The 21,629-nt window shown below is 56.6% G+C and carries 27 protein-coding genes; 11 read left to right on the forward strand and 16 right to left on the reverse strand.

The features are described from left to right. Window positions 1–11 precede the first annotated feature (11 nt). The 4 genes from V9G17_18190 to V9G17_18205 all read left to right on the forward strand — a co-directional run bounded on the left by V9G17_18190 (window position 12) and on the right by V9G17_18205 (window position 3,823). A complete protein-coding gene (locus V9G17_18190; protein MEI2754526.1) occupies window positions 12–1,736 on the forward strand; it encodes an ABC transporter ATP-binding protein in 1,725 nt (574 codons plus the stop codon). Window positions 1,737–1,888: 152 nt separating this feature from the next. Further along, window positions 1,889–2,083, forward strand: a complete 195-nt coding sequence (locus V9G17_18195; GenBank protein ID MEI2754527.1) for a hypothetical protein — start codon at window positions 1,889–1,891, stop codon at window positions 2,081–2,083. A gap of 44 nt (window positions 2,084–2,127) precedes the next feature. Beyond that, on the forward strand, window positions 2,128–2,337 hold the full coding sequence (locus tag V9G17_18200; GenBank protein ID MEI2754528.1) for a hypothetical protein: 210 nt from the start codon (window positions 2,128–2,130) through the stop codon (window positions 2,335–2,337). A gap of 1,051 nt (window positions 2,338–3,388) precedes the next feature. Further along, window positions 3,389–3,823 carry a gamma-glutamylcyclotransferase family protein gene (locus V9G17_18205; GenBank protein ID MEI2754529.1) on the forward strand — a complete coding sequence of 145 codons (435 nt, stop codon included), beginning with the start codon at window positions 3,389–3,391 and terminating at the stop codon, window positions 3,821–3,823. Window positions 3,824–3,845: 22 nt separating this feature from the next. On the opposite strand, the gene V9G17_18210 is transcribed toward V9G17_18205, so the two are convergent. From V9G17_18210 to thiS, 9 genes are all read right to left on the reverse strand, one after another. Further along, a complete protein-coding gene (locus V9G17_18210) occupies window positions 3,846–4,175 on the reverse strand; it encodes a hypothetical protein (GenBank protein MEI2754530.1) in 330 nt (109 codons plus the stop codon). 100 nt (window positions 4,176–4,275) lie between these two features. Continuing rightward, window positions 4,276–4,788 (reverse strand): M67 family metallopeptidase, encoded by a 513-nt coding sequence (locus V9G17_18215; GenBank protein ID MEI2754531.1) that lies wholly within the window; start codon window positions 4,786–4,788, stop codon window positions 4,276–4,278. A 1-nt stretch (window position 4,789) separates the two neighbouring features. After that, window positions 4,790–5,593 (reverse strand): molybdopterin-synthase adenylyltransferase MoeB, encoded by an 804-nt coding sequence (gene moeB, locus V9G17_18220; GenBank protein ID MEI2754532.1) that lies wholly within the window; start codon window positions 5,591–5,593, stop codon window positions 4,790–4,792. Window positions 5,594–5,678: 85 nt separating this feature from the next. Beyond that, window positions 5,679–5,918, reverse strand: coding sequence for an NIL domain-containing protein (locus V9G17_18225; GenBank protein ID MEI2754533.1), 240 nt, complete (start codon window positions 5,916–5,918; stop codon window positions 5,679–5,681). 2 nt (window positions 5,919–5,920) lie between these two features. Continuing rightward, window positions 5,921–6,193, reverse strand: coding sequence for a MoaD/ThiS family protein (locus V9G17_18230; protein MEI2754534.1), 273 nt, complete (start codon window positions 6,191–6,193; stop codon window positions 5,921–5,923). Continuing rightward, on the reverse strand, window positions 6,190–7,440 hold the full coding sequence (thrC, locus tag V9G17_18235; GenBank protein ID MEI2754535.1) for a threonine synthase: 1,251 nt from the start codon (window positions 7,438–7,440) through the stop codon (window positions 6,190–6,192). Before thrC ends, V9G17_18230 begins: the two co-directional genes overlap by 4 nt. 13 nt (window positions 7,441–7,453) lie before the next feature. Beyond that, the gene (gene moeB, locus V9G17_18240; GenBank protein ID MEI2754536.1) at window positions 7,454–8,281 is read right to left on the reverse strand and encodes a molybdopterin-synthase adenylyltransferase MoeB; all 828 of its coding nucleotides are present in this window, start codon (window positions 8,279–8,281) and stop codon (window positions 7,454–7,456) included. Window positions 8,282–8,435: 154 nt separating this feature from the next. Continuing rightward, window positions 8,436–9,365, reverse strand: a complete 930-nt coding sequence (gene cysK, locus V9G17_18245) for a cysteine synthase A (protein ID MEI2754537.1) — start codon at window positions 9,363–9,365, stop codon at window positions 8,436–8,438. Next, window positions 9,362–9,562, reverse strand: coding sequence for a sulfur carrier protein ThiS (gene thiS, locus V9G17_18250; GenBank protein MEI2754538.1), 201 nt, complete (start codon window positions 9,560–9,562; stop codon window positions 9,362–9,364). Before thiS ends, cysK begins: the two co-directional genes overlap by 4 nt. A gap of 444 nt (window positions 9,563–10,006) precedes the next feature. On the opposite strand from thiS, the gene V9G17_18255 reads away from it, so the two are divergent. The 6 genes from V9G17_18255 to V9G17_18280 all read left to right on the forward strand — a co-directional run bounded on the left by V9G17_18255 (window position 10,007) and on the right by V9G17_18280 (window position 16,334). Continuing rightward, complete coding sequence (locus tag V9G17_18255; protein MEI2754539.1) at window positions 10,007–10,384, forward strand: hypothetical protein; 378 nt, start codon at window positions 10,007–10,009, stop codon at window positions 10,382–10,384. Between the two features lie 141 nt (window positions 10,385–10,525). After that, window positions 10,526–11,071, forward strand: coding sequence for a phospholipase D-like domain-containing protein (locus V9G17_18260; GenBank protein MEI2754540.1), 546 nt, complete (start codon window positions 10,526–10,528; stop codon window positions 11,069–11,071). Between the two features lie 12 nt (window positions 11,072–11,083). Next, complete coding sequence (locus V9G17_18265; protein ID MEI2754541.1) at window positions 11,084–12,361, forward strand: FAD-dependent monooxygenase; 1,278 nt, start codon at window positions 11,084–11,086, stop codon at window positions 12,359–12,361. Between the two features lie 217 nt (window positions 12,362–12,578). After that, window positions 12,579–13,337: a hypothetical protein gene (locus V9G17_18270; GenBank protein MEI2754542.1), complete on the forward strand. Its 759-nt coding sequence runs from the start codon at window positions 12,579–12,581 to the stop codon at window positions 13,335–13,337. Beyond that, complete coding sequence (locus tag V9G17_18275) at window positions 13,334–14,071, forward strand: TPM domain-containing protein (protein MEI2754543.1); 738 nt, start codon at window positions 13,334–13,336, stop codon at window positions 14,069–14,071. The genes V9G17_18270 and V9G17_18275 overlap by 4 nt, the downstream gene beginning before the upstream one ends. Window positions 14,072–15,836: 1,765 nt before the next feature. Next, entirely contained in the window at window positions 15,837–16,334 is a 498-nt protein-coding gene (locus tag V9G17_18280; GenBank protein MEI2754544.1) for a hypothetical protein, read from the forward strand. A 237-nt stretch (window positions 16,335–16,571) separates the two neighbouring features. On the opposite strand, the gene V9G17_18285 is transcribed toward V9G17_18280, so the two are convergent. The 3 genes from V9G17_18285 to V9G17_18295 all read right to left on the reverse strand — a co-directional run bounded on the left by V9G17_18285 (window position 16,572) and on the right by V9G17_18295 (window position 17,666). Then, the gene (locus V9G17_18285; GenBank protein ID MEI2754545.1) at window positions 16,572–16,835 is read right to left on the reverse strand and encodes a hypothetical protein; all 264 of its coding nucleotides are present in this window, start codon (window positions 16,833–16,835) and stop codon (window positions 16,572–16,574) included. Window positions 16,836–17,153: 318 nt separating this feature from the next. After that, complete coding sequence (locus tag V9G17_18290) at window positions 17,154–17,372, reverse strand: hypothetical protein (protein MEI2754546.1); 219 nt, start codon at window positions 17,370–17,372, stop codon at window positions 17,154–17,156. A 66-nt stretch (window positions 17,373–17,438) separates the two neighbouring features. Next, window positions 17,439–17,666: a hypothetical protein gene (locus V9G17_18295; GenBank protein ID MEI2754547.1), complete on the reverse strand. Its 228-nt coding sequence runs from the start codon at window positions 17,664–17,666 to the stop codon at window positions 17,439–17,441. Window positions 17,667–18,414: 748 nt separating this feature from the next. On the opposite strand from V9G17_18295, the gene V9G17_18300 reads away from it, so the two are divergent. Next, complete coding sequence (locus V9G17_18300; protein ID MEI2754548.1) at window positions 18,415–18,771, forward strand: hypothetical protein; 357 nt, start codon at window positions 18,415–18,417, stop codon at window positions 18,769–18,771. A gap of 22 nt (window positions 18,772–18,793) precedes the next feature. Here the strand turns inward: V9G17_18300 and V9G17_18305 are convergent, their stop codons facing one another. The 4 genes from V9G17_18305 to V9G17_18320 form a co-directional block, all read right to left on the reverse strand. Next, the gene (locus tag V9G17_18305) at window positions 18,794–19,357 is read right to left on the reverse strand and encodes a universal stress protein (GenBank protein ID MEI2754549.1); all 564 of its coding nucleotides are present in this window, start codon (window positions 19,355–19,357) and stop codon (window positions 18,794–18,796) included. 187 nt (window positions 19,358–19,544) lie between these two features. Next, a complete protein-coding gene (locus tag V9G17_18310) occupies window positions 19,545–20,141 on the reverse strand; it encodes a hypothetical protein (GenBank protein ID MEI2754550.1) in 597 nt (198 codons plus the stop codon). Between the two features lie 274 nt (window positions 20,142–20,415). After that, the gene (locus V9G17_18315; GenBank protein ID MEI2754551.1) at window positions 20,416–20,847 is read right to left on the reverse strand and encodes a DUF5069 domain-containing protein; all 432 of its coding nucleotides are present in this window, start codon (window positions 20,845–20,847) and stop codon (window positions 20,416–20,418) included. Then, the gene (locus V9G17_18320) at window positions 20,847–21,524 is read right to left on the reverse strand and encodes a DUF3386 domain-containing protein (GenBank protein ID MEI2754552.1); all 678 of its coding nucleotides are present in this window, start codon (window positions 21,522–21,524) and stop codon (window positions 20,847–20,849) included. Before V9G17_18320 ends, V9G17_18315 begins: the two co-directional genes overlap by 1 nt. Window positions 21,525–21,629: the final 105 nt, after the last annotated feature.

Consider the following 21,629-nt stretch of genomic DNA (forward strand, 5'->3'; position numbering starts at 1 on the left):
CCCGAGTCGTCGTGAGCTCGCTTCTACGCGTCCTGTCGTACCTGAAACCGTTCCGGATGCTGGCGGTGGTGACCTTCCTATGCGCGGGTCTCGCCACGGCGCTCGAACTGGTTCCGCCGTATCTCGTCAAGATCATCATCGACGATGTGATCCAGTCGAAGCGTCCTGAGATGTTGCCCGGAGTATTGGGAGCGCTACTTGGCTCCTATGTCCTGCGGAACGTGATGAGTTCAATGCGGGTCCGGTTCAATAACCTGCTCGAACAAAAGGCCGTTCACGCGTTACGCATGCAGGTGTTCGGGGCGCTGCAACGCCTGTCGTTGAGCTATTTCGAGAACCGCTCGACCGGCGAGATCATGACCCGGGTGACCAGCGATACCGAACATGTCGAGCGGATCTTCGTGGATGGGCTTGAGGGGTTGCTGACGGCCTCGCTGACCCTGGTCGGCATCACGATCATGATGTTTTTCCTGAACTGGAAGCTCGCACTGCTTTCGCTGCTGCCCATTCCGATCCTGATCGTCTGTGCCGCCTGGTTTACGCGCCGGGTGCACGGATATTATGCCGAGATGCGTAAAAGTGTGGCGGACCTCAACGCCTATCTCCAGGATGCCTTGTCCGGCATCAAGGAGACGATCGGCTTCAATCAGCATGAGTATGAACGGAAACGGTTTGAGACCTTGAGCCAGGCATACAGTCAGAACAGCCTGCGAGCCATGTTCCTCTGGTCCTGGTACTGGCCGGGTATGGTGTTTGTGGGCAGCACCGGCACGGTGTTGATCTTGTGGTACGGCGCAGGGGAAGTGCTCGCGGGGGAATTGACGGTCGGCCAGTTGGTGATGTTCCTCTCCTACCTCGGACTTTTTTATACCCCGATCAATGAAATCCATTCCTTGAATCACATGCTGCAGCATGCGCTGGCGGCCAGCGAGCGCGTATTCGAGATTCTCGACACCAAGCCGGAAGTTGAAGACCGGCCCGGTGCCGTGCGACCCGCGGAACGGATGAGCGGTGCGGTGGAATATCGGCATGTAGGGTTCGGCTACCAAAAGGACGGCGCCGTCTTATCCGATGTGAATCTCACGGTGAGGCCGGGTGAACGGATCGCCCTGGTTGGGCCGAGCGGAGCCGGAAAAACATCGTTATTGAAGCTGTTGATGCGATTTTACGACGTCCGCAGTGGCGCGGTGCTGGTGGATGGATATGATGTGCGAGATCTGCCGCTTGATTTTTTGAGAGGCCAGATCGGCCTGGTGCAGCAGGAGCCTTTTCTCTTCAACGGCACCGTGCGTCAGAATATCGTCTATAGCGATTTGTCGGCCGGTCATGAGCGTATCGAGGCGGCCGCCCGCGCGGCGCGAGCCCATGACTTTATCACCCGACTGCCGGATGGGTATGATAGCTGGATCGGGGAGCGCGGGGTGAAATTGTCGGTCGGACAGAAGCAGCGGGTGTCGATTGCCCGTGTGCTCCTGAAAGATCCGCCGATCATCATCTTTGATGAGGCCACCTCCAATATCGACACTGAAACCGAAGTGAAGATTCGCGAAGCCTTAAATGAGCTGACCAAGGGACGAACGACGTTCATCATCGCGCACCGCCTGGCGACGCTCCACGATGTGGATCGTATCATTGTCGTGGAGCGGGGGACGATTGTTGAAGAGGGAAACCATAACGCCCTTATGAAACGGGGCGGGGTCTACGCCGGGCTGTACGAGGCCCAGTTCAAGATCTAGCAGGAGGACAATCTCGTGAAGCGTCGTTCGTGAAGCGCATCTCGTGAAGATTGTATGGCGCAGCACGATGCCTTCTGATCCTCGTTGCGAACGACGAGATGCGAGAGACGAACGACGGTTCATGCCTTGATACGAAGGAGCAAGAGGAAAACATGGTGCTGATATACGAAAGCGATCCGCTCGATAATGAGGACGCCCGGGGGCGGTTTTATCATGTCTGTCGAGGCCGGATCGACCGGACGGAAATCCGGTTGCCGGAGGGGCAATCGATTTATGAGTGTGCGGTGTGTGGTGTTGATCTGGAGCCTGAAGATTTCTGGATCGCAAGGCAAAAGGGATCGGTGTAGCGCGAGCTGCGCGCACCGGAACGTATATAGAAAGGAAGGGAGTTATGGCGGGGAGTACAGGCCGGAAAACAGTGTCCGTGTCACGTGGTCTCATGATGCTGTGTGATGTGTGTTACGAACAGGTCTTTGCCGAAAATCTGGTCGATCCGCGCAATTTCGTGTCCGACCACGAATCGCTCTTCGATACCATTTGTATGGGGTGTACGGATATCAACCGTCCCCTGGTCGACGACATGTTGGGCAGTTCGGAATAGTGCTACGTCATTTGTGAGAAGTGCCGCATCGGATGTGGTGTGTCGAATCCCCCATGCTATTATGCCCCAGTAATCCTCCTTGAGATGGTGGGCCGGTTGTCGCCGACTCTCCTTGGAGGGCTGGCCTGAATCGATATCTCTGACGGCGTCGAAGCGGCTGTGAAGTCATTCAAAGTGGGTGCATGGCGCCGATCCGCATAAGGTCACGCAATAAATGGTTTCATGAGCGCAACTCATGAGCCGACAACGACGATTGTCCATCCTTCACGACAATTGCTGGCCTGTTACATGTATAGAACTTTGCTGATTCGGCACTTATGCGAACGACCTAAACATTATTAGTCCTTTGGAGGGCTCCATGAAGGCTGGTGCCGATCGGTGGCATGAGGTGTTTGAACGCGATCAAGGCCACTGTCGGTATTGCAGTTGCGATCTACTTGCGTCCTTTGAACACTATTATTTTGCAGAAGTAGATCACCTACTTCCGCAATCGGCTCCAGACCGTGACGAGCTAACAAATTTGGTTCTCGCTTGCCGAGCCTGCAACGGACGTCTATCCAGAGCTCACTCTCTCGGTCATATTACATTCGAAGCACGACGCAACTACCTTAGGCAAGACAGCTTGAGCCTTGCTACTCGCAAGAAGTACGAGCAGTACCTTGCTCGTCGTCAACAAGGCTGGGGCTAACAACATGTTCAAGGCGGATGGCTACGCCACCGTTCAACTCCAGCGTTTGATGTTGCGACATTCCTTCTGTACGCGCCATACAAACGTATGGCAGTCAGTCTTTCTTCGCGCTAATCTTTGCCCATCGCAAAAACCCTACTCGAGTGGGGCTCGAATAGGGATGAAGGAAACCAAGGGAAGCACAGAATTTCCTTCTCCATGGTTCAGTTTTCCTTCACCTATATTGGCCGGATCTCGACGTGAGCCTAGCCATTGAGTCCATCAGGCACCACAAGAAGTTTCCTCTCGTCTCGAAGGTAACTCGAGCAACAAGGCGTCCGACTCGCAGCAAAGAAAGCGCGCAGCTGAGGCGAGGCACTAATCATGCGACTCTACTTTGCCTACGGCTCCAATATGTGGAGCGCCCAAATGGAAAAACGATGCTCACAAAGCAAGAAAGTTGGTGTCGCCTGTCTTCTCGATTACCGTTGGATTATTTCGAAGCGTGGATACGCGAACGTCGTTGAATCGATGAATGACTACGTCGAAGGTGTCCTGTTCGAAATTTCTGCAACGGATGAAGCGTCGTTGGATAAGTATGAAGGCGTGAGTTCAGGCTCGTATCAGAAGGCCGAGCTTCCGGTGTTGCATGAGGGGCTTGCCAAAGTGGCGCTCGTCTATGTGGATCCAGTGACGGTCGAAGGCAGCCCTAAACAGGAATACATTCAGCGTATCAATTCAGGGCTGGCAGATGCGAAGCTATCTGATGCCTACGTCACACATTATATGCGGAGATATATACCAACCCAACCAAGTTAGGGCCAAGCGCAACGCTTCTTCCCTACTTGCAGACTTTTCCGTCGAAGTGCAGACAGGTGGATTCGCCGGATTTGACCTTCCAGGTTTTCAGCAGCGGCGGTTGCCCCTCGCGTGTTTCCACCACAATATCGACGAGCCCTGACTGCGGTAGTTTTTCGATGTGAGCCTTGGCCTCCTCGGGAACCTCCACCCAAAACACCGCGCCGAGCGTTGAGATCAGAATGCGGCTGTTTTCGACGTCCACGTTGATGATGGGGCTGTAGTAGCTCTTTTCGGCGGCGGAGGTGTGTCCAGGGTTCGTCACTCCGGTCAGGCACAGAATGAGTCCGAGAATGAGCAGGCCAGAACGCATCGAATGCTCCCTTCCGCGACAAGGTCAAAACGTAATTATGGCATCGTTGCCGGTCGATTGGTAGAGGGAGCCGGGTGGTTTTGTCGCAGCGGCGCGATGTCTACAGGATATGCACGTCGGCAGGGCGAACCTTGCCGTCGGTGATCCAGTAGGTGCGAATGTCCGCTGCGGGGGAGTGCATGAGCGACACGAGCAAGTAGGCTGGGACAGGAAGATTGATACGTTCCCAGATTTCTTCGTAGTCGGTGGCAATCTTGATGTCGGTGTGGGAGGGGCGCGCCGGGTCTTTCGGATGGGAATGGTAGACCACCTGGAGGTCCAAGCCGTTTTTGCGAATGTCTTTTTTGGCGGCCGAAAAATCCGCCATGTCCATCACGAAGGCGATCTCAGCTCGTTCTTCCGGGGACAGCCGTTCAAGATGGGCGACCTTGTCGTCATCGAAGGTGGAGAGTTTTTCCGCGCCTTCGACGGCCACGATATTGGTGATGCGGTAGAGGTGCGTGACAGTCTTATTCGTGCCGGCAAGCAGACCGCAGCACTCGAACGGCGCTAACTCGCGGGCATGCGCGACAATCTGATCCAGGATATGCTGCGGAATCGATAGATCGGGCATATCAGATGGTGCAGGCGACGCTGTAATCTCCGCCCAAATCCTTGATCGTCGGCGTGGCGCTGCAGAGGGGGCAACGCGGATCTTTCGGGCGCGACACTTTCCGGAACTTCATTTCCAGCGCATCGTAGATCACGAGTTTGTCTGCGATCGTTTCGCCGATCCCCAGGACTTCCTTGATCGCTTCAGAAGCCTGCAGGATGCCCATGGTTCCGGCCAGCACACCCAACACCCCGGCTTCTTGGCAGTTCGGGACCAATCCGGCCGGCGGAGGTTCCGGGTAGAGACACCGGTAGCAGGGGTATCCGGCATGCGGCTTGATGGTCGTGAGCTGTCCCTCGAAGCGGAACATACTCGCTGAGATGAGCGTTTTCTTGGCGAAGAAACAGGCATCGTTGACCAGGAATCGCGTGGTGAAATTGTCGGAGCCGTCCAGCACGATGTCATAGTCGGATACGAGCCCCAGAATGTTCTCGGTATCGACGTTCAGTTGATAGGTTTTGATCGTGATGTCGGGGTTGATGGCCGACAGCATCCTCTTCCCGGATTCCACCTTGGGCACGCCGATGGTGGCCGTCGTATGGAGAATCTGCCGCTGGAGATTCGAGAGATCCACCACGTCGCCGTCCACCAGACCGATGGTGCCGATGCCGGCTGCCGCCAGATACAGGGCGGCGGGCGAACCGAGTCCGCCGGCGCCGATCAAGAGGATCTTGGCCTTGGACAGCTTGACCTGTCCCTTGCCACCGACCTCGTTGAGGATGATGTGCCGGCTATAGCGCTGTATTTGTTGTTCGGTAAATTCCATTCGATTCGTCTCTCGTCGTTCGTGAAACGTGAAGCGGTTAAGATCTAATACGAGACACGCTTCATGAAGTGCACTTCTCTTATTGTTATTCCACCACGTTGAGTTCGATGGGATCGACGACGCAGCCCTTGGTCCGGATGCCGTCGATGGCACGTTCGATTTCTTCGGTCTCGCCGGTCAATTCGAGATCCATCCAGCCGGTTGTCTCGCGCACGTCGGCCCGGCGCACGTTGGTCACCACCTTGAACTCATGCCCGATCTGATAAATGATCGGCTCCTTGATCTTGTTCTCGGGAAAACGAATATGAAATCGTAGGCTGATCATGGTTATCCTCCGGCAATCGCGGGAACGATCGACACTTCGTCGCCGTCTTTTAACGAGGTTTCTTTCCCGTCCAGAAAACGGATGTCTTCCTCGTTGACGTAAATATTGACGAACCGGCGCAAATCGCCCTTTTCATCGCAGAGCCGGCTCTTCAATCCCGGGTAGGTCGCGTCGAGCGATCCGATCATGTCCACAATGTTGGCTGCCGCAGATTCAACCTCACCTTGACCCTTCGTCAGGGGACGCAGGGGTGTTGGAATACGAACCTTAATCATGAGTCACCACCACTGTTCTTTCCCATTTTGAATGTTTTTTGGAAGTTCACCAGGCTGGGCTGGATGCGGAACGGACGTCCGACGGCGTCCACGACCGCTTCCTGGGTTTTGAGCCCGTTGCCGGTGATATAGGCGACCGTGACATCGTTCTTCTTGATCAGCCCCTGCTTCACGAGCTTGCACAGCACCCCGATGGTCACGCCGCCGGCTGTCTCGGCAAAAATGCCTTCGGTCTGGGCCAGCAGTTTGATCCCTTCGACCACTTCCTCGTCCGTCACCGAGTCCATCGCGCCCTTGCTCTCCGCGGTGGCTTTCAAGGCGTAGTAGCCGTCGGCCGGGTTGCCGATGGCGAGGGATTTGGCGATCGTCTTCGGCTTGACCGGTTTGAAAAAATCCCGGCCTGCTTTGAAGGCGGTGGCGATCGGGGAGCAGCCTTCAGCCTGTGCGCCGTTGATCTTCGTGCGCACGGAATCGACCAGCCCCAGGGCATGCATTTCGTGCAGTCCCTTCCAGATCTTCGTCAGCAGAGACCCGGAAGCCATGGGAATTACGGCCTGATCCGGCGTGCGCCAGCCGAGTTGCTCGACCGTTTCGAATGCGAGGGTTTTGGACCCCTCGGCATAGTAGGGACGAATGTTGATGTTGACGAAGGCCCAGCCATGCTCGCCCGCGATTTCACTGCAGAGTCGGTTCACATCGTCGTAGTGGCCCTCGACCTCGACCACATTCGGCTTGTAGATCAGGTTGCCGAGCACCTTCGCCGCTTCGAGGTCGGCCGGGATGAAGACATAACATTTCATGCCCGCTGCCGCCGCGTGTGCTGCGACGGAGTTGGCCAGGTTGCCGGTTGAAGCGCAGGCGACCGTTTCAAAGCCGAGTTCCCGCGCGCGCGTGAGGGCAACCGAAACGACCCGATCTTTGAACGACAGGGTCGGATGGTTGACCGTATCGTTCTTGATGTAGAGCTCATCGATGCCCAGATAGGCACCGAGATTCTTCGCCCGCACCAACGGCGTCAACCCCGCATGGGGGCCGATAATCGCGGTGCTTTCGACCGGTAACAGGTCGATATAGCGCCACATGCTGTTCGGACCCTGTTCGATCTTTTTCCGGGAGATCGTGCTTTTGATCTCGTCGTAGTTGTATTTCACTTCGAGCGGGCCGAAGCACATCTCACAGACGTGGATGGCTTTGGGTGGATATTCCTTCCCACATTCCCGGCACACGAGCGCTTTCATTTTCGACATGGAGACACCTTCGCTACAAGTTACGTTGACCCGGGAGCGCACACGTCGGCCCGGCGACGTCGCCGTCTTCAATCAGCTTCGTAATCGTGGGCCGTTCACCGCAGAGCGGACAATCAGGATTCCGCTTGATGCGGATCTCTCTAAACTGGGTGCGACGCGCATCGAAGTCCAGGAGGCGATCGGTCAACGGGCGACCGATGCCGAGGATCAGCTTCAGCACTTCGGTGGCCTGAATCGTGCCGATGATGCCGGCCAGCACACCGATGACACCGGCCTCCTGGCAGGAGGCGACGAGTCCCTCGGGTGGCGGCTTCTTAAACACGCAGCGATAGCAGGCCGATTTCTTCGGAATAATGGTGGTGACGCGACCATCGAATCGCAGAATGCCTCCATGCACCAACGGTTTGTCGGCGAAGAAGCAGGCATCGTTGATGAGAAACTTCGTGGGGAAGTTATCGACGCCGTCGATGACCACATCGTAACCGCTCATGATTTTCAGCGCGTTGCCGGCGGTGAGTCGTTCTTCGTACATCACCACGGTGACGTCGGGATTCAGCGCCTGAATCTTTTCTTTGCCGGAGACGACCTTCGGGCGACCCACGTCGGGTGTGTGGTGAATGACTTGCCGTTGCAGGTTGCTCAGATCCACGACATCGCTGTCGATGAGGCCGATGGTGCCGACCCCCGCAGCCGCGAGATAGAGCGCTGCAGGCGAGCCGAGCCCCCCGGCGCCGACGATCAGGACCTTCGCCTGCACGATCTTCTTCTGGCCTTTGCCTCCGACTTCGGGAAGAAGAATATGCCGGCTGTAGCGATTGATCTGTGTTTCTGTAAATTCCATCTTGTATGGGATGCTGAAAATGCCCTTCAGCTTCGTTCTCGGCTCGAGGAAGTCCTCAACGTACCCAGAGGGTACGCCTCCAGGTTCCTCTCACCTGCGGCCTTGCTGAGAGACCATTTTGAGCATCCCCCCCTCAATCATTCATACGAAATGGTCAAATATTGAAATACTTTTCGATGCTGATGTATCGCTCGCCGGTGTCGCAGAGGATCGTGACCACATTTTTCCCCGGTCCCAATTCTTCGGCGATCTTTTGCGCGGCGAAGACGTTGGCGCCGGCAGAGATGCCGACCAGCAGCCCTTCCTTCTTCGCGAGCAGTTTCGCGGTTTGATACGCTTCATCGTCGGTGACGGTTACCACGCGATCGAGTAATGTCCGGTTGAGCACTTTCGGGATGAACCCGGCGCCGATGCCCTGAATCTTGTGAGGCCCCGGGTCTCCGCCCGACAACACGGGCGAACCGGCCGGCTCGACGGCGACGATCTTCGCGGCCGGATTCCGTTGGCGGATCACCTCACCGCAGCCTGTAATGGTGCCGCCGGTGCCGACCGCTGCGACGAAGGCATCCACGCGTCCATCCAGCGCATCTACAATTTCCGGGCCGGTCGTTTTCCGGTGCATCTCCGGATTGGCCGGGTTGGAGAATTGGTCGGGCATATAATACGACGGATTCTGCGCGACGATGCTCTCCGCTTCTTTAATCGAGCCCTTCATCCCTTCCCACGCGGCGGTGAGGACGAGCTGTGCGCCATAGGACGACAGGAGGCTGGCGCGTTCCATGCTCATGCTTTCGGGCATCACCAAAATGAGCTTGTAGCCCCGCACCGCCGCCACCAGCGCCAAGCCGATGCCGGTATTGCCGCTGGTCGGTTCCACGATGGTGCCGCCCGGCTTCAGTTTACCCAGGCGCTCGGCCTCGTTGATCATGTTCAGGCAGATGCGGTCCTTGATGCTGCCGCCTGGATTGAACGATTCGACCTTGGCGTAAATCGTGGCCCCGCCCGGTTTGCTCAGACGGTTGAGTCGAACCAGCGGGGTTCCGCCGATCAGCTCGGTGATATCTGTATGGGCCTTGACGGTCACCGGCCACCGCCCATGTAGAACAGAAACTCCACATGATCGCCGTCTTTTAGCTGTGTGGTCTCGAGATGTGTCCGTTCGAGCATGGTGTCATTTACTTCGACTGCCACCATTTGGGGCTCGATGCTCTTGGCTTTCAAGAGCTCCAGCACGCTGCCCCCTGCGATCTCTTCGGCCTTGCCGTTGATCATGACCTGCATATCCGCTCCTGAAAAGGTGAGAGTCTGACAGGATCCCGAAAACGTCCGCCAGCGGCGTTCTCGCCTCGTGCCAAGTCTGATGTGTCGTAAGCCACGGCCGGCTCACCGTCTTGCCGGGATCCACACACGGAGCGCGCTACGGATACTTCGCGCCGTGGACCTCGCTGTGGCCTTGCTGGACAGCCGTTTTGAGTATCCTGGGAACAGGTATTCTTGTTGCGCCTTACGTGTGGGTGCTGATTATTTGCCTGAGCCCACAGAGGTTTTTTGTAAACTGCTAAATAATTTCAAGAAGTTAGCAAACGCGTTCTTGTTTTGTCAAGGCAACAGACCTCACTGCGTCGATGTTGTGGAGGCTGCTGCGGAGTCGCACGGGGCAGGCCGCCGCTTTCTTGACTTTCACTATGCCTAGCTTACAGTATGCGCCGGTCTGGAGGGTAGGGCATGTGGAAGAAAAATTTCTTATTTCGCGCGCATGAGGCGGCTCCGCTGAAAGAGTCGGAAAACGAGCTGTTTCATGATGCGGAACCGGCCTTGGACAGCGCCGGGTTGCAGATGGAAAAATTCTTGTCGGTGTGGGTGCAGGGGGAAGGCGAGGACGAGCGTCCCTCCATGTATACCAACATCTATGTGCGGACCGCGACGCTCGATTTCCGGACGCGCGCCGGCTTTCTCCAGCCCTTGCAGGGCCGGTCGCATCAGATCAAGCAGATGTTGACGCCGGAGCAGAAGGGCTTTTTACGCGAGTGGTTGTCGACAACGTCGCCGCAAGCCTGGGAAGAATCGGACGACCATTTCCGAACGCTCTTCGACCTAGAGTGATCTGTTCTAGCAGGATGCTGAAAACCTCCGTCAGCGGCGTTCTCGACTCGCGTGCCGATACGTGAAGCGTTCTGTGTTTCATCAGTAGGTCAGCGAAGTTCACTTGCATTCATCGAATCTCTTCTGCCAGCTTGATCACGCATGAGTCGTCCGACCTGTCCTACACCGATTGCTTTGATTGTTATCGGGTTTGTGTTTCTGGTGCAGCTCCCTGTCTGTGCCTCCGCTACGATTGATGTTTATTATGCGCCGGAGGATCGGCCCATTGATCGGGTCGTTGGCCTCTATGCCCATGCGACGCGGTACATCTATGTGTCGGTCTATGCCTTAACGGCGCCCTCGGTGGTGAAGGCGCTGGTGGAGGCGAAACGCCGTGGGGTGGATGTCCGGGTGATTACCGACCGCGAGCGGCTCAACGATCCGAAGCAGCACAGTGCCGTGAATACTTTACGGTTGGCGGGCGTGCCCATCAAGATCAACCGGCATGATGCCTTGATGCACCTGAAACAGGTCGTGATCGACGATGCCATCAATACCTCCGGCTCAGCCAACCATACGACGAGCGGGAACCGGTACAATGACGAACGCCTCGATGTCATCACCGATGCGCGATTGACCGCGAAGGCGCGTGAGAAGTTTCTCACCATGTGGGATGACCACGAACGATTTATGGTCTGGGCGCAGTAGGACGGGGCGCGCATGGGACGTGGAATGATCGAGACCGATGTGGCGATTGTTGGGGCAGGCGGCGGAGGCGCCGTGTTGGCGCTGATGCTTGCGCAGCAGGGGGTGCGGTCGCTGGTGCTGGAGCGGGCTGCCGGGCCGCCGCAGGGATTGCGAGGCGAGATCCTGCAGCCGAATGGGCAGCGGGTGCTTGATCGGTTGGGGTTACTGGACAAGCTGCCTCCCCATGCCGTGCGACCGGTGCGTCGATTCAACTTTTGCCGGGCGGGTGGGGAGCGGCTCTGTACGGTGGACTACGGAGATCTGCCGGCGCCCTACAATCGCGCCCTGGTGACGCTGCCGAATGTGGCACACCATGCCATTCTCGATGCGCTGGAGAAGCAGAATCCTGACGGGCTGTGGTACGACTCTACGTTTACCGGTCTTCGGCTCGACGGCTCGCGGGTGATCGGTTTGCAGGCGACACGTCATGGTGAACCGGTCGATATCTCTGCGCGGTTGGTGGTGGGCGCCGACGGCGCGTTGTCCAAAGTGCGCGAATCCCTCGGTATCACCGCTCAGCTCTACCGGTATCCCGAAAGTTATCTCATTGCGATTCTCAAGGCGCCGCCCGAGTTTAATGAAGCGCGATATCTGGTGGGTAAACGCGAAATTCTGGGCCTCTTCCCCGCCGCCGGGCAACAAGTCTATGCCTTCTCTATGATCAAGGCCGGATCGTACGAGGCGGTCAAAGCCCGTGGGCTTGAAGCGTTGCGACGAGCCTGGGTCAGGATCGATCCAAGTATGGAAGGTGTGGTTGAAGGACTGGTCGATTGGAGCCAGACCGGGTACATGCCGACCGGGCGTGTCAAAACCGATCGATGGGTGGCCGACGGCGCCCTGCTTATCGGGGATGCGGCCCATGCCATGAATCCGCATGCATCTCAGGGGCGCATGCAGGCGATGGTGGATGCGGTAGTGGTGGCGGATCTCATTCCCGGCTGGTTGAAGAAGAATGATTTCTCCGCTGAGTCGTTGCGCGCATTTGAAGTGGCGAGGCGGCCACACGTGATGATGTTGCAGCGGCTGGCCGATGAGCAATGTCGATTCTGGAATACCGGCAATCCGGTGATCGCGTATCTGCGGAATCGGGTGTTCCGGACGCTCGACCGTAATGCCAGACTGCGCTATCGTGTGCTCTCCACTACGGCAGGATTGCGAAGCTGCCCGCCGTTTTCATTGGTGGATCGAGTGATGGCTGCTGGATTGTTGCCCGATCCACGCGCAGATCAGAAATCAGCGACCGAAACATAAGGTGATGACTTTCCTTGTAGGTTACGAGAATTTCTTATCCTGCAACCATCAGGGCGAGAACGAATTTCCCCTGGGGATGCTCAAAAAGCCGTCCAGCAAGGCCGCAGCGAGTGAAGGGCCGAGGCGTACCCTTGCGGTACGTTGAGGGCCTGAACGAGGCGAGAACGCCGCTGGAGGGATTTTTCAGCATCCCACCCCAACCACGACAGAGGTGTTTGTGACACAACCAACCGCACTCGATATTCCCTCCGAGGTTCAGCAACTGCTCAAGCGCTACGTGAAGGAAACCACTGCGCTGCTGGGTTCGCAGTTGGAAGGCATTCTGCTGTACGGCAGCGCCGTGGGTGGAGAATTCCTGCCCGGCCGTTCGAACCTGAATCTCTTGCTCATGTTGTCCGGATACGAACGCGAGGGCCTGAAGCGCTATGCCAAGGCGCATAAACGATGGAGTCGTGAACAATTCGTGGTGCCGCTTCTGGTGACGGAGGCTGAACTCACGCGGCCTGGCACCGTATTCCCGCTTGAATACCTGGAAATTCAGGAACACCATCGCGTGCTCTGGGGCCGGGATCCCTTCATCGGCATGCACATCGACCGGACGCATATCGCCTATCAAGTGCAGCAGGGCATTCAAGGGAACCTGGTGCGTCTGCGGCAACGATATATCGAAGGCGGCGGCACGGAAGAAGCGATGACCATATTGTTGCTGCTCTCATTGACCGCCTTGCTGCCCTGCTTGCGCGGCCTGCAACGGATTGCCGGACAGCCGGCCCTGTTTCAGTCGGATGCGTTGCTCGCAGGGATCCGCACGATGACGGGACTCGATCTCGCCGGGTTCACCGATGTGCTTGAGTTGAAGCGGGGCATTATTTCACCTGGTCCGGTGGAGGTGCCGCGCTTGTTTGAGCGGTATGCGGCGAACCTTGGGGCGTTGATCGCGCTGATCCGCCCGGATGGGACGGTGGCGCCGCGATGAGTCGTCCATCCAGGAGCAACATCGGTTTTATTGTGGGGTTGGGCCTTCTGCTGCTGTTCGTCGCCGTGCCGCTCGGAATCGCTCGTGAGCCGGTGCCTTCCTATGACCCGCAGGGCTATGTGAGCGACCATGCCGGGGTGATCGACGCCGAGTGGCGCGCGCGAATCCGTTCCGTCTGCCAGGATCTTGAACGCAAAACCGGGGTGGAAATGGTGGTCGTCACCGTACCCACCCTGAAACCCTATGGCTCGGCCAACGACTACGCAGTGGGGCTCTATCAGAAATGGGGCATCGGGTCGGCTCAGAACGAGCATGGGGTCTTGGTGTTGTTGGCGGTGCAGGAACGGCAGGCGGCCGTCACCATGGGACGGCGGATGCTGCCGGTGATGGGCGGGAACGTCGTCGGGAAGGTTGGGCACGAATACCTCGACCCGGCCATCAAGAACGGCCATTTCGGCGAAGGACTCTATCGAACCGTCGTGGGGTTGGCATCGGTCTCCCAGGACATTCGTGTGTCGAATGTGCAGAAAGCGCACTTTCGCGGACTCGGATTCTGGATCACCATCACCACGGCCGGCGGCGCGCTCTGGTTTTTCTGGTGGCTCAGCCGCCCGGACCTGCGCCATCCCTACGGGCGTCTGCGGCGTGGTGAATATTGGGGGAGCGGGCAGGGCGGTTTTGGCGGAAACTTCGGCGGCCACGGCGGCGGGATGAGCGGGGAGGGGTGGAAGTAGGGGAGAGGGTGGGCTGATGGGTCCTCTTGGTCGCGCAACGCGCGGCCTAAGAAGGCCCTCGTTGGACGCGCCCAGTCGAGGACCCACCAGCCCACCCTCTTTTGTGAGGCGGAGTGAGCAAGCTTGGAGGGAGCATCAGAGAAACGTGCTTCCGAAACGCGCGGTCGAAGACTCCCCTCGTTGGACGCGCTCAATTGGAACCAGCCCGGCTGCCCCTCTTAGAGGTGAAAAATAAACAAGTTTTGAAGGAGCATTGTAGACAGGTGCTCGTCCGACGCACGCAGTAGGAGACCAAGCGGGCCATTCTATGGATGAGATGCAGCGAAGAGCCTCGATGAAATCATTCGGCTTTACGCTGCAATGCTGACAGGACTCCACAGGGGCTTACCCTGGGTCGCATGGCACTTGCCTCTCATCTTGCATCTTATACGGAACCAGAGAATAAACAATTAGGCTGCACATACATCCCGAGTGATGAACGACGTCTCAATCACGTTTGAAGACCTTTCGCATGCTCTACGGGTTTTGCTCGAAGCGGACCTACGAGCCAATCGATATGGGCTCCTGGTTACAGATCGGGCCGAGGCCGTTGGGAACATCGAGACGGGCCTTGCATCAGTGTTAAACGGATTTCACAGCCTTTATGATGCGATTCAAAAGGAAGTTCAACCTGAGCCCATCGACTGGTACCGTACCCCTCCTCTTGCCACCATTCTCGCGCTAAGAAACGCCCGGCATCACAACCTTGCGCGAAAGGTCAGAACTCTCTATACCTTTCACTATCAAGAAGCCGAGAATCCTGGGCGGATGAAGCAGTACATCCTCGTTGACTTTCCCCCGACCGATGGACCAGATGCAGACACCTTCAACGTGTATATCTCGTGGTCCGATTTTGATCGCCTTCTTGCTTTACCTCGCGCACAAAGCAAATTGCGCGAAGAGACCTGTCAATTGATTCGAGCGTACCTCGGCTCGTCTAGGTTCGGCGAATACGCGATACACTATCATCTCAGAATGGATCAAGTTTTTCTCAACGTAGTCCCTCTCTTGGTGAATGCGGCCGCAAAGATTGTCCCGCTAATCCAGGAGCGGGTAGATCCACAATCTCTCGAGAGTAACCTGTTTCGAAGTTTGTTCTCTAATATGGCACCGGCGGATACACAGAACCACGAGGTGAATTGTGGTCCATTTGCTCTACCATAGATGGAGGCCGAACAGGCAATTCGAGCCAGATCTTCGCAAGCGGGCTTCGCCCGCCAGCTCGGTCTCTCAATTGCGGCGTGTGGCGATAGGGAGGAAGTTCGTTGAAGACCGTCAGGTGGATTGCATTGCTGCCAGGAGCAGTATGCGGCTATTTGGCGTACCTCGTGGGAGGCTTCATCAATAACTTATCGATTACGTTATATCGTGGGGCACCACTGGATGGCTTGATGAAGGTTGCCGCAGACGTCATGACGCATATGTATTTAGGCGGTGCATTCACGTGTTCAGCCGTTCGGGTCGCAGCTTCAACTCTCAAGTACGCTGCACTTGCGGCTTTTGTGCTAATCCTAATCTTTGCCGACCTAGCTTTTTGGTCTTCTTTCGCCATAGGTAAGTGGCATGCGTTACCGACTATTGGTGGAGTTCTGTTTAGTGGGGCTGTCACAATCTTTGTGGCGTTTGCCAGTGAGATTGTGCCGCACGATGCCAACAGATTGAAGTGGCGCAGGTAGGCCTAACCCGCCACCGATGCGGACGCACACACAGCAAGCGAGATGCCGCAATGTTTCCAGAAATTCTTAGAGAAGGTATATGGCACACGACTAGCGTTGAACGCTTTAAAGGCATCTTGGATGCAGGGGGCATTCTTCCAGACCCGCTCATCCCTGATCTGGACAGATGGGGAACTGCAGGCGGTCCTGTCCTTTATCCGTTTGTGCGGAGCATAGGCGCTGTAAGTGTCTTCGATTTCTCAAGCTTTGATGAGTCCATATACAACGAGAAGTATCCGAATTCGATGTGGCAGACGTTTGTCCCATGCTTTCACAAATGGGATGAGTCGATCTGGATCGAACTGGATCGTTCGGCGATCAATAATAGTTTTGTTGGCGGGCCGGCGCTTTTGGAGCGATGGAAACAACAGAATGAACTGGGAAGAAAGATAATGCCGATCATCGAGGCCGCTCACATCGGACGAGTTCCGATTTCTGCGTTTCGGCGTGTTTACAAATACAGCACGCACGACCAAGAATTCAGGCAAATCCAACACCAAGCATCCTAGCTGGCAAAAGATCGGCCGAGCCAGAATGACAACTTCGCTTAACACTCTGACCGTCAGGACACGCGATAAATTGGGCTTGTTGGAAAGAATCGTGTCGGGAATGATTTAGAGTGCCTGCACGTCAGCTAGAGATGGCGGCTATTCACGTTTCCGCACTTACTCGCTTTCTTCGAAATCCGCCAGATCCGTTCAGCTGATGAGTTTGGTTTGCGAGGGATAGACTGTGTCTCAGGCGGTTCACACAGAGGTTTTCTTGCGTAATGCTCGCTTTGGCCGGGTGATGAGGCGTCGGGTTGTTTCCGATATCTCTAGGAGTGAACGGAGGGCTGCGTTGACTGCCGCTGAATCCCGAAACACTTCGGCAATATCCGGCTCTAGGACGGCAATATTGGCTCCTTCTTTCAACAGCCGTGGGTAATACTTTCCCCGGACCGCTGTCGCATAGTCAAAGGTATACTCCGGCCGCACGTCATCCGATGGAGTTTTCCGCTTACGTTTCATGACGCTTCCTTCTCCCGCGGTTGCTAGACGGGCGCTAATGATTCTTACGACCGTCCCTCGATCTGTATGGGAGACTACAAGGAGACGGCTGCGGGCAGAATAGCCAATCGTCAAATATCGTCGTTCGCTGAACGAGTGATCGACATCGTTCACTGTTGCCGAAAGCGGATCGTAGAAGACTGTCACTGCCTCATCGAATGAGATCCGGTGCTTCTGGAGATTTCGCTTGGCTTTGCTCCCGATCCCACTCAAATTCCACGCCGTCATTCTAAAGAAAGTACCAGAAGCTGTCTATGCGGGAGATGGAAATACTGCTTTTCACCACTGCAACTGCGCCATCATTGCGGCTGGGTTCCAGTAGCCCCACTTGATTTGAGTGTTTACGTCCTGGTTCATCTCGAACACATTGATGCCTTCGAAAACGACTTGCTTGTCGTTTTTGCCAGTGCCGCGTCCCCTTAATATGGCTGTCAGTTGGTTGCCGGATGGGAAGACCTGATTTGCCGTCAGGTTGATCTGTTCAAATGCTCCGAGCACCGCGATCAGAATTTGTCGCAGATGAAGGAGCGTGAATCGGTTGAGCAGGCTCCCGATCTCACGATACTACAGGTGCATCGCATGACGGTCGGCGGTCGTGTTGAACAGTAAGAGCCGATAGCGCGTCATGCAGGGCGGGCAATAGGTGTGGGACAGCTTGAGATCCCTCTCCTCAAATTGATATTTGCTGCAATATGTCTGCAGCGGTAACCAATTTCCCTCTTCCTCTCCGTCTGTGGGGAGTCCGTCCCGGACGTGCTTGCACACACAGCAGGCCGCAATGATCGTCACCATGGGAATATCCTTTCCTGAACGAGGTGCGATTCGGAGCATGACCGATAAGCGTGAGGGGCAGCTACCGAGTTCTTCCGTTCGAATGTAGCTGCCGAGGAGGGGGTACGTACACACTCAAACCGAGACGGTTGTCGGGGGATCAGCTGCCTGTTGCGAACCAGCTGGTCGACTGCGGCGAACACTTGGTTCCAGGTAGTAGTTGGGAGCTGTCCCGCAGGCTCTTCCGGCCTGTTTATATCGAGGTGATCCAGGTTCTGCAGAATGGTCGAGCCAGTGTCGCACGCGATCCCCATGGCATCTTTCTGATGCCGTTCAATTGCTGCGTCGCCATTGACGACGGGAAGGGCGACGAGGCGCTTTGCTGTGCCAGTGTCGCTCAACAGAATATGGCCCGTTGATCGGATCCTGTCCTGGTGATAAGACATGATACATGTGTACCTGACTGGACTCTTGTCCGGCATCACCGATTACACATTTATTCTCTCGACGTTTTGTTGATTGGGGGCGTCGACGTCTGTGCTACGAAGCGACTCAAGAGCGGATGGGATTCGAGAGGCAATAAATCCGGGAGTGTCATCTCATCTGTCGAGTCGATTAACCGATCGCTTTCCATGGCGCGGGTGGAGTCCATGAGATGCTGGTATGCCGGTAGGGGTAGGATGGAGTCGATTCTTCACCTTCGATAACGGTGTATGCTTCAATACAGTCACGTTCAGCAGTGAATGGAGATTCACGAGGAGCGCGTCCCATGATCGTGGAAGTTGAGTCGAATGACAATTGCGACAGCAGTCTGTTCGCGCGCTTCAAAGCCGTTGGACCGGCTCGACCGGTCGTTCAGGCGCGGCTCTATGAGCGAAACCCTGCGGGCGAATGGTATTGGGTGACTGGTTGGAGCGACAACGAACAATCACCGGCCTGTCAGGCCTTTGCACAGATGGTCGAAGATTCGGGAGCCGGCTTGGCGCACGTGGTGTATGGTGGAATCTACGGCCTGCGTTTCAGGCCGATCAATCTTGATGAGCCGTGGGGGCTCGGTAATCCGCACCAGTGGGGGGAGGCGTATCTGTTGCTTGCCGATGCTCGTGATTTGCGTGACGCGGACTAACGTCCCTCGACATTCTTGATGCCTATCCGAGTACCCAGACTGCGACGCCTGGGAGGTCTCGCACCAGCCGGTCGGTGATACTGCTGCCGAAGAGTCGCTTCTTCCCCGTCGTTCTATGTCGTGTGGCTACGACGGTACCATACCCGCCGGCCTTGGCCTCGTCCATGATGCTGTCGGCAATATCGCGCTCATGTCCCACCTTGAGTCTGACACGATCGAGTGGAAACCCGGTCTGCCCGAGTCGTTCCATGGCCGTTATCAGGATGGGATATTCAATGGTACCTTCAGCGCGAAGCCATTCCTCCTGATCCTTCCGCAACTGCTCGCCAAGATGATTTTCCGTCTCGGGATTCTCTGAGCCTCCGTGTTCCATGAGCTCCCTGGGCATGGGGTTTAGCACATGAAACAAGGTCACCTTCACGTCTCGAATGTCCCGGAGAAGCGATCCGACATAGTGGAGGGCGCGAGCGGACTCATCCGAGTCATCGATCGCGATGAGAACGGATTTGGCGGAGATGTGGTGGTCGCCCGCCTGTTCCGGTGTAAAGAGCGGTTGGTTACCCGTTGTCGTGGTACTGGACGTCATAAGATCACCATGCGTGTGCAGGATTATGCTCCCGTATGGACATCTCTAGCCTATGCCTCTGAGTAAAACAAATCAATGCGGAGAACAGGGTGGGGCTTCGTCTCAGCGGAGGTGCAGGAGTGAGGCCGCGTGCGCTCCATGAAGCCGATTCTGTCCGGCTTCATGGAGCTACGGGGTTGGCTGTGGATCAGCCTTTCTTCTTCCCCCTCCGGGCGTTCACTGCCTTGGCGGATTTGCCACGAGAGAGAGCGCCGGCGGGCATGATTCGATCGCGCACCAGATAGGAGGCGATTTCAGGTGTTCGTTTCCCTGCGTTTCCAGCCGGATTGGTATCAGCGTAGGATCCGCCTGGATTGTTCTTAAAGAGCCAGAGCTGTCCGACACTCATGGGCATGATTGGAGTTGGGACCCCCAGGCCTCGAAACTTCATCATGCCTTGCGTCTGGACCAGGACTGAACCACTGGTGGTCGACGGATACAGCGCTGCGCCTCCCATCAATTCGATGAGGGTTTCCATCGCCGCGTAATTGCTTTGAGGAAACGGCACCACCTGGGTGAGGCCGTATTTCGTGATGCCCGCATGTTGCCACAGCAGCCCGATTTCCTGGCCGGTAGCATAACGGAACCCGTAGGTAGTGGTGTACCCGCCGGCGCCGCCCAGCACCTCCAGGTAGGACAGGTTGGCTGTTGCGTCGAGGCTGAGCCATTCGAGGTTGGTTTCGGTGTCGAGCGTAATGAGATGGTCACCGGTCGCGGGAACAAGATTCTGTTGAACAAGCGCCATGTCGGTACCTCCTACAGATGGTGGTGGCGTGGACGACTGTACGACGTCTATGGGGATGGTCTATGCGATTCATGTGCCAGTTCGTCTTTATGCGATCATGTCCTGATTGTGCGACAGTCCTGAGGGAGGCACGTCAATCTGAGCCAAGATCAGGACTGTTCATCAGGAATGTGCGTCATACGTATAGGTGACCGTCAACACAACGTATTCGAAGAGATACAGCGGGAATCTATTTGGATACGGTTCTGCTTGGGGCATCACCAGCCATCAACACCTAGGCTCTGCGTGGGACCGTCCGTCCTTCTTCGAGGTCCTGGAGGTCGGCCCAGCTGGTGAGGTCGGTGCGGGAGGGATCTACTGCGTCGCGGTATTTGTTGAAGGATGCCTGCTTCTCCGGTGTCGTGGGTCCCCTGTTCAACATCATTCGGTTCCAGGCTTCCAACTCGGCCTGGCTGCGAGGCATCGCTGTTTGCCGGAACCATTGCGCGACGCCGGTATCTGTCTGGTGGTGCGTCACCGCCGTAGTGAATTGATCTGCCGTGATACCGGCGAATTCCATGAGCCGGTCATCCATGGGGCAGGGATAGATATACTCGCCTTCGGTTCCCGCGAGCACGGCGCGGCACTTGTCGATCATGCGCGCAAGGTGCACATGTCCTTCCAGAGTAACGCGCATGCTGCGCGGGAACGTCTTGCGTAAATCCATTAGGACAGCAACTTGTGGTTGGTGAACGTCAAGGTTCGAACCAAGACCGCGCCGTTATCGTACGAAATGATGCGGCGTGTGGCCGGTAGGTCGGAGCTCCCGACTCGCACATGGGTGTCGGTAAAACTTTCGACGTTGCGCAGCTTGGCATCCTGCGGCGCAAAATAATAGACCGTGTATTTGGTGGTCAGCTGCTTCTGGTCCTGCGTGGTGCTGCTTTCTTCCACGTTGATCGTGAATGCCACTTGGGGCATCTTCCGGTTGATCTGGGTGATGCGGTTGTCCTTGATGCGATAGAAGGACTGCATGCCGTCGCCGTGGATGTCCAAGCGGCGGCCCAGCGGATGGTCCTCGCCGGCTTCCATGGTGAGACGGTGTTTGCCGTCCGATTCCTCGAATTTACGGGGCGCGCGGTGCACGGCGATCATGCCGATCTGTTCCTGCGCCCACTTCTGAATGGTTTCGTCCGGCAGCTGCACCGTCACCTCACGCGGTCCTTTGACCACGACGGTTCCCCGCACCTGCTGACCGTTGGTATTGACGGTCAGGTCGGCCGAAAATCCTCGAAAATCCGGCTGCCATCGGGCCGTGCTTTCGAAGGCTCGCTGGAGTAGGGCGCGGGCCTGGGGGTCGTCGGCAACAGTGGGTTGTGTATCGCTCGCTGCAACATGTTCCATCGGGTGCTCCTTTGTGTCGTGAGGAAGGCTAAAAAACGATTATAGAGAGCTTGGTCACTCATCTACAACCCGAGGCGCCGTCGGTGAGCCGGGTGAATTCAAGCG

Origin of the sequence: Nitrospira sp., from assembly GCA_037045225.1 — a bacterium.
Taxonomy (GTDB): Bacteria; Nitrospirota; Nitrospiria; order Nitrospirales; family Nitrospiraceae; genus Nitrospira_A.